Origin of the sequence: Tenacibaculum sp. M341 (assembly GCF_004337695.1) — a bacterium.
Lineage (GTDB): Bacteria > Bacteroidota > Bacteroidia > Flavobacteriales > Flavobacteriaceae > Polaribacter.
Map to the genome: position 1 here is coordinate 128485 of NZ_SJXJ01000007.1, position 13783 is coordinate 142267.

A 13783-nucleotide genomic window follows, 5' to 3' on the forward strand; every position below is an offset into this window, starting at 1 on the left:
CTTTAGTCTCTGTTCTTGTTTCTTGCTTCTTGTTTCTAATTACGTAATGGTTTACCAGTTTTAAGCATATGTTGAATACGCTCTAACGTTTTACGCTCTGTACATAAACTTAAGAACGCTTCACGCTCTATGTCTAATAAATATTGTTCAGAAACTTTAGTAGGTTCTGATAAATCTCCACCTGCCATTACATAAGCTAACTTATTGGCAATTTTCTGATCGTGCTCAGAAATAAAGTTACTAGCTTGCATAGAGTCTGTAGCTACCATAAAAGCACCTAAAGCTTGCTTACCTAGTACTAAAACATCATCACGTTTTACTGGTTGTGTATAACCTGCTTCTGCTAATAAAATAGCGTGTTTTTTAGCTTCTGCTATCTGACGATCTCTGTTTACAACAACAACATCTTTTCCTTTTTGTAATAAACCTAAGTCATAAGCTTCATAAGCAGAAGTAGATACCTTAGCCATACCGATAGTTAAGAAATACTCTTGAAGAACGTTTAACTGAACATCACCTTTACGGAAAGTATCAGAAGCTCTTAAAGCCATTTCTTTAGAACCACCACCACCAGGAATCACACCAACACCAAATTCAACTAATCCCATGTAAGTTTCTGCAGCAGCAACAACTTTATCAGCGTGTAATGATAATTCACAACCACCACCTAAAGCCATACCATGAGGAGCAGAGATTACAGGAATAGAAGAATAACGCATGCGCATCATTGTATCTTGGAAATATTTAATAGCCATGTTAAGCTCATCATACTCTTGCTCAACAGCCATCATAAAAATCATTCCAATGTTAGCACCTACAGAGAAGTTTGCTCCTTGGTTACCAACTACTAATCCGTCGAAGTCTTTTTCAGCTAAATCAACAGCTTTGTTTAAACCAGCTAAAACATCTCCGCCAATAGTGTTCATTTTAGATTGGAATTCACAGTTTAAGATACCGTTACCTAAATCTTCAATTACTACACCAGAGTTTTTGAATACTTCGTTTGATTTTCTAATGTTATCTAAAATGATGAATGCATCTTGTCCAGGCTTCTTAACTTGAGCCTTCTCGTTCACATCATAATAATAAGTAGCACCGTCTTTTACAGTGTAGAAAGCAGTTTCTCCTTTAGCTACCATTTCAGTAACCCAAGCAGCAGGCTCTTTACCTTCAGCTTTCATTAATTCGATACCTTTTTCAACTCCAACAGCATCCCAAATTTCGAAAGGACCATTTTCCCATCCGAAACCAGCTTTCATGGCATCGTCAATTCTGTATAATTCGTCAGAAATTTCAGGAATTCTATTTTGAACATAAGCAAACATAGCTGCAAAGTTCTTACGGTAGAATTCACCTGCTTTATCTTTACCACCAACTAAAACCTTAAAACGGTCAATTGGCTTGTCAATCGTTTTCGTTAACTCTAAAGTAGCAAACTTCGCACGCTTTTTAGAACGATATTCCATCGTATCTAAATCAAGTGTTAAGATTTCTTTTTTTCCTTCAGCGTTTACCGATTTTTTGTAAAAACCTTGTTTAGTTTTACTTCCTAACCATTTGTTTTCCATCATAGTATTGATGAAATCAGGAAGCTTGAATAATTCATGAGCCTCGTCATTAGGACAATTATCATAAATTCCGTTAGCAACATGTACTAATGTATCTAAACCTACTACATCAACCGTACGGAAAGTAGCTGATTTAGGACGACCAATTACAGGTCCAGTTAATTTATCAACCTCTTCAACAGTTAATCCTAATTCTTTTACTTGGTGGAATAATGATTGGATTCCGAAAATACCAATACGGTTACCAATAAAAGCAGGAGTATCTTTAGCTAATACAGAAGTTTTTCCTAAGAATTTATCACCATACTCCATTAAGAAGTCAGTAACTTCTTGTTTACAGTCTGGTCCAGGAACAACTTCAAATAACTTTAAGTAACGAGGTGGGTTGAAGAAGTGAGTTACAGCAAAATGCTTTCTAAAGTCTTCACTACGACCTTCGTTCATAAATTTAATAGGAATACCAGAAGTATTCGATGAAATAATAGTACCAGGAGTACGATATTTCTCAACCTTTTCAAAAACGCTTTGCTTAATATCTAAACGTTCAACAACAACTTCCATTACCCAATCTACATCTTTAATTAAATGTAAATCATCATCTATATTACCAGTTGTAATTCTATCAGCAAACTTTTTGTTGTAGATAGGGGACGGTTTAGATTTTAAAGAAGCCGTTAATGCATCGTTTACTAAACGATTACGAACAACTTTGTCTTCTAAAGTTAAACCTTTTGCTTTCTCTTTGTCGTTAAGTTCTCTTGGAACGATGTCCAAAAGTAACACATCAACGCCAATATTCGCAAAGTGACAAGCAATTCCAGATCCCATAATCCCAGATCCGATAATCGCTACTTTTTTAATTCTTCTTTTGCTCATTATATTGAATAGGTTTGATTATTTATACAGCCTGAGAAGATAAATCATCGTATATCTGTCTATCGGCTATAAGTTTGTTTATTATTTCTGTTACTTTAAAAAAAGTTTGAATTTCATCTTCAGATAACTTTTCACGTATTTTATTGTTAAATTGATATACATGACCTTTAGAAATTTCTCTTTTTTCTTTACCAAACTTGGTTAGTTTGATAATTACACTTCTACCATCTTCTGGATTTTTTTCTCTCAAGATAAGTTCTTTGTCTTCCATTGATTTTAAAATTCTAGAAAGACTAGTAGGCTCCATTCCCATTAAAGGTCCTAAAGCAGTAGAAGGGGTTCCGTCATCTAAATCGATATTTAACAATACAAAAGCCATTGCCATAGTACTATCATGTTTTGAAGCTTGTTCATTATACATTTTAGCTACAGCTTGCCAAGTGGCTCTAAGTTGGTGGTCTATTGATTTACTTTTATCCATATTTCAGAATTCAAAGATAAGGAAATTTATTATGCATGCATAGTAAATAAGAAAAAAATTATGCATGCATAATAAATTTTAACGATTAATTAATGTTTGAAATTGCGATTATGGAAGTATAACTGTAATATTTTTAAGAGATTATCAGTTTTTTAAAGAAAAGGCTGAAAACGCAGGTTGAGTGTGTTAGCCCAGTTTTAGCGCAAGAGTAACTCATTTTTTTATAGATTAAGAGTAGATTGTTTTTTGAAAAATTAAGAATTCTGTAACATATTTTGGTAATAGTATACTAATACACATAAAAGTATGTAAGTTTGTCTTGAATGCTTTCAGATTTACATAAACATAACCAAAAATCAATGAGTAATTTATTAGAAATAAATAATGTAGTAAAACGCTATGGAGATTACACTGCATTAAATAATGTATCGTTACACATTCCTAAAGGAAGTGTGTTTGGGTTACTAGGACCTAACGGAGCAGGAAAAACATCTCTTATCAGAATTATCAATCAAATAACAATGCCAGATAGTGGTGAGGTTATTTTAGATGGAGAAAAATTAGCTCCACATCATATAGAACAAATTGGATATTTACCTGAAGAAAGAGGTTTATATAAGTCTATGAAAGTTGGTGAGCAAGCATTATACTTGGCACAATTAAAAGGGATGAGTAAATCTGAAGCCAAAAAGAAATTAAAATATTGGTTTGAAAAATTTGAAATTACTGCTTGGTGGAATAAGAAGATAGAGGAGTTGTCTAAAGGAATGGCTCAAAAAGTACAATTTATAGTAACTGTTTTACACGAACCAAAGTTGTTAATTTTTGATGAACCGTTTTCTGGTTTTGATCCTATTAATGCACAATTAATTGCGAAAGAAATTTTACAATTAAGAGATGAAGGTGCTACTATTATTTTTTCTACTCATAGAATGGAGAGTGTGGAAGAAATGTGTGATTACATAGCTTTAATACATAAGTCGAATAAAATTTTAGACGGTAAGTTAGATGATATTAAAAGAGAATATCGTACTAATATTTTTGAGATAGGCTTAAAAACGGATCATCCTACAGAGGTTCAACAAAAACTGAAAGAGAACTTTGAGGTGAGTTCAGCTAATTTTAAATCGTTAAATGAAGGTTTAAAATTGAATGTAAAGTTAAAGAATAATAATTCAGCTAATGACTTGTTATCTTTTTTAACTTCAAATGGACAGGTAAATCATTTTGTAGAGTTAGTGCCTAGTGCTAATGATATTTTTATTCAAACAGTAAATAAAACTAATTAAGATGAACAAGTTAAAATTAATCATACAACGTGAGTTTATTGCTAAGGTTAAAAATAAGTCGTTTATAATAATGACGTTTTTAAGTCCATTGATTATGATAGCAATGGGAGCCTTAATTGTTTTTTTAACAAAGAAGAATGAAAGTAATGTAAAAGAGATTGTATATGTAGATCAATCAGGAATCTTTTCTACAGGTGATTTTAAGAGTACTGAAACTTTTAAGTACGAAGATTATACAAAATTAGGGTTGGAGGAAACAAAGAAGAAGGTTCAAGAAGGAAAACATTTTGGAGTACTTTATATTCCTAAAATAGATAGTTTAGAGGTGTTGGCATCTTCTGTAGAGTTCTTTTCTAAAGAAAGTCCGGGGTTAAACACAATTAAAGATTTAGAAGACAATATCAATCAAAAGTTGAGAAGTTTAAAAATGGAAAAACTTGGTATTGATGAACAAAAGATTAAATCTTCTAGAATTTATTCAGATATTAAGTTGTTCAACTTCTCTGGAGAGAAAAGTTCTAAAATGGGAAATGGTCTTAAGGTTGGTGTTGGTACAGTAGCGGGTTATTTGTTAATGATGTTTGTAATAATATATGGTACTTCGGTTATGAGAAGTGTTATTGAGGAAAAAACAAGTAGAATTATAGAAGTAATTGTTTCTTCTGTTAGACCGTTTCAATTAATGTTGGGTAAAATTATAGGAAATGTATCTGCAGGATTAGTACAGTTTTTAATTTGGGCTATTTTATTATTTGCAGCAACTACTGTAGGAGGAATGTTTTTAGGAGTAAGCTCGCCTGAGTTACTTTCTGGTGATATTGATGCTCAACAATTGGCACAAATGCAAGAAGTAATGGGAAATAAAGCGGACTTTTTAGTAGAATTAGGTAAGTTACCTTGGCTTACTATGGTTTTCTTATTTATATTCTATTTCTTAGCAGGGTTCATGTTATATAGTTCATTATATGCAGCCATTGGAGCAGCAGTAGATAATGAAACAGACACACAACAGTTTATGATGCCAATTATAATGCCATTAATGTTAGCTGTGTATGTTGGAGCTTTTACAGTAATTAATGATCCTCACGGACCGGTATCTGTTATTTTTTCTCATATTCCGTTTACATCACCAATAGTAATGTTAATGAGAGTGCCTTTCGGTGTTGCTTGGTGGGAAATTTTAATTTCTATGTTATTATTAGTTCTTACTTTTGCAGGAGTAGTATGGATTGCAGCTAAAATTTATAGAGTTGGTATTTTAATGTACGGTAAAAAGCCTACCTATAAAGATTTATGGAAATGGATACGTTATAGTTCATAAAAAATAAATAGATGAAAGAAATTAATGAGGTTTTAAATTATACGCTTAGGTATAACGATCATATAAGTATTGATGTAAAGTCATTATTAATATTGACTGTTTTTATAATTTTAGCCTCATTGTTTCTTAGATTACTCCGAAAGTATGTAAACTCAAGATTAGAAGATCAAGATCAAAATAAGTTTGATACTGTTTTTTCTTTTGGAAAATGGTTGCTATACATTATTATCTTTCTAGTTACTTTACAAAGTTCAGGAGTAGAAATAACAGCAGTGTTTGCAGCATCAACAGCACTTTTAATTGGTGTTGGTTTGGCGTTGCAAACATTTTTTCAAGATATCATCTCTGGAATCTTTATCATCTTAGATCAAAGTGTGCATGTGGGGGATATTATTGAAATAGATGAAAAAATTGGTAGAGTAGAAGAAATAAAATTACGAACTACAAGAGCGGTTACTATTGATAATAAAGTAATTATTATACCAAATCATAAGTATTTAACCAATAGTCTTTATAATTGGACTCAGAACGGAAAGGTAACTAGAGAAAGTGTAAAGGTTGGAGTAGCCTATGGGAGTGATGTACAATTGGTGAAAAAATTATTAATTGAAGCAGCTAATTCGCATCCGAAGGTATTAAAACATCCTGCACCACTGGTGTTGTTTTCAAACTTTGGAGATAGTTCATTAGACTTTACTCTTATTTTTTCGTTAAATGATAGTTTTGAAGCTATTATTCCACAAAGCGATATTCGTTTTAAAATAGACGAACTGTTTAGAGAACACAAAGTTTCTATTCCTTTTCCTCAAAGAGATATACATATTTACAAGGAAATTTAATATTACTCGTAAGTTGAAGTTGTTATAAAACTTACTAGTAAAAATTAAGTAGACATCTTATATACTTGCATATAAGTGGTTTGTTTGATTAAATTTACTGTAAACAAATATATTATGAAACTAAACTTACTATTCATTACCATTGCACTCTTGTCGTTAACATGTTTGGGGCAAACAACAAAAAAGACAGTTACTATTGTCAATAAGTTTGATCAAAACGAAGTAACCTGGTTTAAAAAGAGTGGAACAGGAAGCATAAGAGGAACAGCTAAGTTCAAATCTAAAAACGGAAAAATTCGTTTTGGTAGTGAATTTAGAATAGAACTACAGCCTTTTAGTGCATATTCTCAAGAGCGATTATTTAATATTTACAAAAGTGATAAAGAAGGACATGTTTTTATAGAAGACGGAGTACCTAAATTTATCCCTGATCCAAAAGGGTATCATGATACAAAAAAAGCCATGTGTAATGATAAAGGTGAGTTTGAGTTTTTAAACTTGCCCCAGGGAGATTATTATATTATTGCATTTATGTTATGGGACAATACTGGAGGAGGATTGATGCAACGAGTTAAGATTACTGAAGGTGAGGCTAAGGTTGTTAAAATGACAAATTTTTGAAATAGTGAGGTTTAAAAAGTGTTGTTTCTGTCTAAAAAACTACTTGTCAATTATTTAATATGAAATCTTCAAGTAAATTGAAGACATTACTAATCTTTTTTTATAGATTTGCATTCGAAAAAGAAATAATCCCTTAATAGATTAGCTATTTCTCATTTTTTACAATTACTAAAACATTAATATTATAAGAGAGTTAGGCATAATTATGTTTATTCATAACATGTTTGTGCTTAGATAAAAATGAAAATTATGAAAAGAGAAGAACATTTAAGATTTTGTAAAACTTGTACAAACAGAAAACCAAATTTTCAAGTAGGGTTAGTTTGTGGTTTAACTGATAAAATTGCTGATTTTGAAAACAATTGTGAATTTTACTCAGAGGATGTTGAGGTAGTTGAGAATATTGATAATGAAGATGTTTTAGCACCTGACGAAATATTGACTAAATTTTCTGAAGAGAATTTAGAAAAATTCAAACAAGAGCAAAATTTAACAAGAGGAATTACCGCAAGTATTTTTACAGGGCTTCTTTCTGCTATTTTATGGGGAGTAATTACTGTATTAACAAATTTTCAAATAGGTTTTATGGCTATTGCAATTGGTGCAATTGTTGGTTTAACTATGCGTGCTGCGGGTAAAGGAATAGATGTTGTTTTTGGAATTTCAGGAGTAATTATAGCTGTTATGTCTTGTTTATTAGGAAACTTCTTTAGCATCGTAGGCTTTATAGCGAATCAAGAAAACTTAGGTTATATAGAGACGTTATTCTATTTTGATTACAGTCAATTACTTCACATTATGGGAATCACATTTAAGCCTATGGATTTAGTTTTTTATGTTATTGCTGGAGCAGAAGGCTATAAGTTTTCTTTTAGAGCTTTTACAGAGAAAGATGTTTATGAATTAGAGAAAAAATAAGTGTAAATTGAAATTAATTCAGGGTGATTTGGAAAGAGATTAGCTGAGTTTACAAAAGGTTTATTGATTATAGAAAAGATCTGATTAAGTGATGTCTATTCTACAGATTATTGCTGTAAATAAAAGTTGAACCAGTTTTAATTTGAAGTCTATATAACAAAAGAATATGTTACATTTATTTATAAAATGATAAAAGCAAAATATCAAATATCAGATACATTTAATATTACCGGTAGAGGAATTGTTTTTGCTGGGGTTATTTTAGAAGGTGAAATATCTATTGGAGATTATATTGAGTTCAATGTTTTTGATAAAGTATTCAAAAGAAAAATAATAGGTATAGAGGGAATAGCGTCGTCACAAATTACAAAAATGAATACAGGACTTTTGATACAATGTACAGATGATAAAGAAATTCAGGAGCTAAGAAAATGGACTCCAAAAGATATAGTGGGATTTGTTTATAGATAAGATGAACGATTGAGCAGTATTAAATAAACTAGTATTTAGCAAAAAATTAATGAACAGTATATATTACAATTATTTTATACCTAGAGTAATTATAGTTTTAATGATTCTAGTTGTAGGGTATGCTTCAGTAGTTAATAAAGGTAAACTGAAGTTTATATTCATACTATTATTATCAATATTATTAATTTTTGGTTTTTTAACTTTTTCAGGACCAAATTTGTTTGATAATATTAATACTTATAAAAAGATAAAAAACTTAAAGACTAGTGAAGTAAAGGAAGTAGAAATTTTTGATATAAGTTTTACGGAAAGCAATTTTAAGCCTGTACCTAATTCACTTTACACATTAAAAAGAGAAAAAGAAATTGAATTTGTTATAAAGAGCCTAAAACAAAATGAATTTTACAAAGGAAGTATAGGAGAAATTGAAAAAATATATGGACTAACTATTCTGCTAAAAGATAAAACTGAGATTAATTTTAAAATAATTAAATCAAAAAAGAATGTTTACGCAGAGTTGTTAAATGTAGAAGATGGAGAATATTATGTTATAGGTATTTATAAGAATACTTCAATTAGGAGTATTTTACTTGAATAAATAAAAATACTAAAAGCTATTTTTGTTATGATAAAAAAGAGAATGGTTTTTATATAAGCTATAAATAATAAACATACTTCTTTAAACGATTAGATTAAATGAAACAGCCAATCTTTTTATTGTTAATACTAGTACTTTTTTATTCTTGCGGAATAAAATTTAATGATTATTATTCAGGAATTGTAGTAGATGAGTTTGGTAAGCCTATTGATTCAGTACTAGTTAAAGAAGATCTTGTATAAGAGTTTTCTCTCAAAACAGTAACAGACAGTAATGGCTTTTTCAAGATGAATCGAACTAAAGACGTATTAGCAAATATAATTTTATCAAAAAAAGGATATGTTTCTGATACTATTAGAATGTTTTGGCATCAACACGGAGAAACAACTGAGTTTTCTTCAATTATAACAAAAGATTCAAGTCAAATTATATTAAGAAAAAAATAATTACTATATGAGAGTATGAGTTCAACTATCACAGTAATACCAACAAAAAATACAAACGTTACTTTTGGAGATATTGTAAACTTATCTGAAAAGTACATTAATTCATCTCTTAATAGCATTGGATTAAAAAAGAAAGTAAAACTACAGGTTCGTATTCTTGATTATAATGAGATTACTAACGAAGAAGTATATTTAAAAATTGATGTAACTGAGGTATTTGAATGGGAGAAAAATCAATTACTGATTTTTTCTATCGAAGGTGTATCTGGAGAGATTAAAACCGATATGGATGTAATTTTCGATTCAGAAACTGATCCAGCTGATCCTTGGTGGAAACTAACTATCTACAAAGAAGCAACAAAGACCGTTGCAAATATTGAAGAAAAGTTTGCAAAGGCTAAAAAAGTAAATAAATCTTGGTTTTTACATCGTTCAGATTATAATGATGCAGAAATAAATAACTGTTGTGCTGTAATTAGTGTTGCTATTGCTGAATTAACTGCTGGTTTGATATCTTCAACAGATCAAAATTTGGGGTATGGACAATATTTTGTTGAAAAAGAAGAGTTTTTAAAGTTCTATCTTCAGCCAAAAGTAGCCCAAGAAAGTACTCCTATAATATCAAAGAAAGAGATGAAGCATACAACAACAGGTTTTTGGAATAAATTAAAGAGGTTGTTTTTTTAGATTTTAAATGTGTGCTTCTAGGTTTTTATAAAAATATAAAGAATCAGTAAATGTTTCAATTTAAACACGAAATAGAGTTGGTTTCTTCAGAAAAAATAAAACTCTTTGGAGAAGATTATTTTTGTGATAAAAGAAAATTTTGGGAGTTTCATCAAAATACGCTACTTCATTTATATGAGAGAGTATTTGAAACAGGTTTTCCTATTAAAATAACCGACTTAGTTTTTAATAAACTAATAGTAATTGAAAATATGAGTAGTTTCCGTTCATGGTTAAAATTAAATCAGCCCTTTAATTTTGATAAAATAATGAGCGATAGATTAAATACATTATATGCGGAGATTATAGAAAAATGTAATCAACTAAATTGCTTTGAATTCGAATTTTATTGGGAGATGTGGGGTGTGTTATGGTGTCCATGGTGTCTTGAAATTAACGGAAAGTCTCAATCTTTTTCGTTTAATGATGTATCATATGAAGATTTAGATGCTTTAATTAAGAACGGTTTAATAGTATTGATTAAAGAGTATACCCAAGAGGAAATGGATGATGAATTTGATAGAAAACGATATAGAGTGTTAAAAGATGATAAATAAATTAACAGAAATAAAAATGAGATATTTATTCTTGATTTTACTGATAACAGTTTTTTCGTGTAAAGGTGTTGAAAAAAATAACAATCAATCAAAGCAGAAAAGTAAAACAGTTAATATAGATAAAGAAGGTTTTCAGAAGAATCGTCGAAAAAAAGAAATAGAATATATTAAACGTAGAAATAGGAATGTTGAGTATTTTAAGAATAAAGAAATCAATGATGCTGTTGATAGGCAAATGAATGATTCAATAAAGGCTTTAGAAAAGTTGCTGAAAAATATTTTACTACCAACTAAAGTAAATACTATTAATACAGCAGGAAAAATAAGTGTTATAACATTTTTTCCTGAGCTAGGATTTGGAATGCTTGATGGTTTAATGAGTTAGAACAAAGATGTCTCAACGTTATGTACGTCCAGTTTTATTTTCTCAGATTATTTTAAAAAGCAAGATTATAAAATCAAAAAACTTTCAGAGTCAGGAATAGTGAATATTGTTTCCAGTGCATTTGCTTCTAATTATGTTATAACAGGTATTCATTCTTTTAAAATAAATGAACAAGAAGATATTCAGGCTTATGGTTTAATTAGTATTGACGGACAAGATATTGGACCTTTTAAACCAAATACATTATATGCATTAGTTGTAATAGAAGATACTATTTACTTAATAAATAAATCTATAAAACAAGAGTTGATTGGCATAGAGAAATGTGAGGATATTTGGAATAATATTAATGGAAAATCAGAGGAAGAAGCTTGGAAAAATTATTGTGACTGCTACAAAAAAGAATTTGTTAAACACGAACAGTTTGTTTCTTTAAAAGAAGAAATAAAAGAAATGGTAAAATTAATTAGTGACTAGTTTATATAAAAATCATTTGTTATTGAGTTGTTAGTTGATGTTTAGAGTCTGCAGATTTTAAGGTTATTGGATTATTTCAATTGATGAAGATTTGTTTAAATAATATTAATAGATATAAATGAAAAGAACAAAAAAAGATTGTTATAAAATAGACTTTATCGAAAGTTGGGATTTAGTTGAGGAATTTTATAGTTCCTTTAGTGGAAGTTGGAGTTCTAGTGGTAAAGATGCTTTACGCTTGATTAGACAAATGAGAAACTTAAAACTAGATAAAGAAATAAGAGCTGGACAATCGTTAACCACTTTAATATTATCAAGAAATCTAAACCATGGTTTAGATAAAGAGCCTCACATACAAATTCATTTTCATGGGGGGAATAAAATGAGTGTTATCTCAAATTTTAATGGAGAGGATGTTTTTAATAGTCCAGATGTAAGTATTAAATTTGAAGTTAATTATACTGGATATCTTTATGAAATAACTCAAAAACTATTAGAAAAAGAATTAATATTAAATGAATATGATGAAGAGGATTTGGATAGTTTTTTTGCTTCTTTATAATGATTGATATAAAGTAGAAATCGAAATTAAATTTTTTTAGAATACTTCCTAAACTTCATTAAAAATAAATTAACTAAAACGTTAACGAGTAAATAAAATCAACATTGCGAATTGAAAAATATTAAGACAAAATTTCAAGAAGTATACATTCCATTTTTAATAGTTTCGATAGGAACTATTCTTTCTTACAATATCACCCGTTGGTTTTTTGATATCAAACTTGGGATTTTACCATTAAAAGAAGACTTATTGAATTTTTGGATACCTTTTGCTTTTCCTTGGATTTCGGTACTTATCTGGTTAAGAAGAAGAGTTCGAGTCTTAAATATTAAAGGTGAAAATGACAAAGGATACTTTGGTTATCAGTTTGCTATGGCAGCTGCCATGACTATTCCAATAATTGTAAGTCAAAATTATCTTGAAAAAAGTTTTTTTGATTTAAATGAAATATCATCAATTACAAAAGTAAAAGAACTAAAAAGAGAAAAGTACTTTAAAGTTGTTTCCTTTGATGTTGATGAAACATCAACTCTATCATACGTAACTGCAAGAACTTCTGGACGAAATAATGAAAGTTTGAATTTTTATTTATATCAAGCTTGTCCTTTTGATAGTATCAACTCTATTTGGTATGGAGTAGAGTATAAAAAGAGTGTAAGTAATAGAACTAGTGAACAAAGAAAAAAATCAGCATACGTAGCTTTTTTTAAAAAATCAGAAAAGGAGTTTAAGAAATATGATTTTCAAGATGTTCAATATTTTGAGCGACTAGGGTATTCAGATGAAAGAGACGGTTTTATTGAAGCTATCAAAGAAAATAATGATACTTTAAACGAAAAAGAACAAATAATACTTGTTCCCAAAAGGGATGTTTTTGAAGATAGACATGAAAATTCATTTCCGTGGATTTTTGGATCTTTTGGAATTGGATCTTTTGTTATTTTATTAATGGTTTTGATTCCAAAAATAGATGAAAAAGAGTTAAACGATTTCAAAAACAATACACCACTAAAAGAAGACGATTTGAAAGAAGTAATAGCTTTTTTAAATCCGATGGGAGATAATAAAGCCACTGCAATTTTAATACTTTTAAATATTATAGTTTTTCTAGTTATGACATTTGCAGGCTTAAATGTGATTTCACCTACAACGCAAGAACTACTTGAAATTGGAGGAAATAGAAGATTTGAAGTTATGAGAGGTGAATATTGGAGATTGTTTTCTTCAATGTTTATTCATAGTGGTATTTTACATTTAGTTATGAATTTAGCTGGTCTTGGACTAGGAGGAAGTTTATTAAATTACATACTTGGTCCAGTAAAATTGATATTCTTTTATCTTACATGTGGACTAATAGCAAGCTTATCAAGTATATATTGGCATGAGAACATTGTAAGTGTCGGAGCTTCTGGTGCTATTTTTGGACTGTATGGATTAATTTTATCTTTTACAGTTTTTAAAATTTACCCTAGTTATGTGAGAGGAATTACTTGGATGCTATTAGGACTTTATGCAGGGGTAAGTTTGTTATTTGGAATTTTTGGAGGGATTGATAACGCAGCTCATTTTGGTGGATTGATAAGTGGATTTGTGATTGGAGGAATTTATATTTTTTACCATAAGGTAAATAAGCGCTCTTCATAGCTTA

The 13783-nt window shown here is 29.6% G+C and carries 17 protein-coding genes; 15 read left to right on the forward strand and 2 right to left on the reverse strand.

The window, feature by feature from the left end; genetic code table 11:
• Positions 1–35: 35 nt before the first annotated feature.
• Entirely contained in the window at positions 36–2444 is a 2409-nt protein-coding gene (locus tag EYW44_RS09565; protein WP_132723445.1) for a 3-hydroxyacyl-CoA dehydrogenase/enoyl-CoA hydratase family protein, read from the reverse strand.
• 22 nt (positions 2445–2466) lie between these two features.
• Positions 2467–2925 carry a MarR family winged helix-turn-helix transcriptional regulator gene (locus EYW44_RS09570; protein WP_132723446.1) on the reverse strand — a complete coding sequence of 153 codons (459 nt, stop codon included), beginning with the start codon at positions 2923–2925 and terminating at the stop codon, positions 2467–2469.
• Positions 2926–3284: 359 nt separating this feature from the next.
• On the opposite strand from EYW44_RS09570, the gene EYW44_RS09575 reads away from it, so the two are divergent.
• From EYW44_RS09575 to EYW44_RS09635, 15 genes are all read left to right on the forward strand, one after another.
• The gene (locus EYW44_RS09575) at positions 3285–4214 is read left to right on the forward strand and encodes an ABC transporter ATP-binding protein (protein WP_132723447.1); all 930 of its coding nucleotides are present in this window, start codon (positions 3285–3287) and stop codon (positions 4212–4214) included.
• Position 4215: 1 nt separating this feature from the next.
• Positions 4216–5535 carry an ABC transporter permease gene (locus EYW44_RS09580; RefSeq protein WP_132723448.1) on the forward strand — a complete coding sequence of 440 codons (1320 nt, stop codon included), beginning with the start codon at positions 4216–4218 and terminating at the stop codon, positions 5533–5535.
• Positions 5536–5546: 11 nt separating this feature from the next.
• Positions 5547–6374 carry a mechanosensitive ion channel family protein gene (locus tag EYW44_RS09585; RefSeq protein WP_132723449.1) on the forward strand — a complete coding sequence of 276 codons (828 nt, stop codon included), beginning with the start codon at positions 5547–5549 and terminating at the stop codon, positions 6372–6374.
• A 114-nt stretch (positions 6375–6488) separates the two neighbouring features.
• Positions 6489–6995: a hypothetical protein gene (locus tag EYW44_RS09590; protein WP_132723450.1), complete on the forward strand. Its 507-nt coding sequence runs from the start codon at positions 6489–6491 to the stop codon at positions 6993–6995.
• Positions 6996–7244: 249 nt separating this feature from the next.
• Positions 7245–7913, forward strand: coding sequence for a hypothetical protein (locus tag EYW44_RS09595; RefSeq protein ID WP_132723451.1), 669 nt, complete (start codon positions 7245–7247; stop codon positions 7911–7913).
• Between the two features lie 186 nt (positions 7914–8099).
• Positions 8100–8384, forward strand: coding sequence for a hypothetical protein (locus tag EYW44_RS09600; protein ID WP_132723452.1), 285 nt, complete (start codon positions 8100–8102; stop codon positions 8382–8384).
• 49 nt (positions 8385–8433) lie between these two features.
• Entirely contained in the window at positions 8434–8982 is a 549-nt protein-coding gene (locus EYW44_RS09605; protein WP_132723453.1) for a hypothetical protein, read from the forward strand.
• Positions 8983–9080: 98 nt separating this feature from the next.
• Positions 9081–9224: a hypothetical protein gene (locus tag EYW44_RS22165; RefSeq protein WP_165872193.1), complete on the forward strand. Its 144-nt coding sequence runs from the start codon at positions 9081–9083 to the stop codon at positions 9222–9224.
• Between the two features lie 45 nt (positions 9225–9269).
• Entirely contained in the window at positions 9270–9428 is a 159-nt protein-coding gene (locus EYW44_RS22170; protein WP_165872194.1) for a hypothetical protein, read from the forward strand.
• 15 nt (positions 9429–9443) lie between these two features.
• Positions 9444–10115 carry a hypothetical protein gene (locus tag EYW44_RS09610; protein ID WP_132723454.1) on the forward strand — a complete coding sequence of 224 codons (672 nt, stop codon included), beginning with the start codon at positions 9444–9446 and terminating at the stop codon, positions 10113–10115.
• Positions 10116–10165: 50 nt separating this feature from the next.
• The gene (locus tag EYW44_RS09615; protein WP_132723455.1) at positions 10166–10711 is read left to right on the forward strand and encodes a hypothetical protein; all 546 of its coding nucleotides are present in this window, start codon (positions 10166–10168) and stop codon (positions 10709–10711) included.
• Between the two features lie 16 nt (positions 10712–10727).
• Positions 10728–11096, forward strand: a complete 369-nt coding sequence (locus EYW44_RS09620; RefSeq protein ID WP_132723456.1) for a hypothetical protein — start codon at positions 10728–10730, stop codon at positions 11094–11096.
• A 99-nt stretch (positions 11097–11195) separates the two neighbouring features.
• Positions 11196–11573, forward strand: coding sequence for a hypothetical protein (locus EYW44_RS09625; protein WP_132723457.1), 378 nt, complete (start codon positions 11196–11198; stop codon positions 11571–11573).
• Between the two features lie 118 nt (positions 11574–11691).
• Positions 11692–12135, forward strand: coding sequence for a hypothetical protein (locus tag EYW44_RS09630; RefSeq protein ID WP_132723458.1), 444 nt, complete (start codon positions 11692–11694; stop codon positions 12133–12135).
• A 111-nt stretch (positions 12136–12246) separates the two neighbouring features.
• Positions 12247–13779: a rhomboid family intramembrane serine protease gene (locus tag EYW44_RS09635; protein WP_132723459.1), complete on the forward strand. Its 1533-nt coding sequence runs from the start codon at positions 12247–12249 to the stop codon at positions 13777–13779.
• Positions 13780–13783 lie beyond the last annotated feature (4 nt).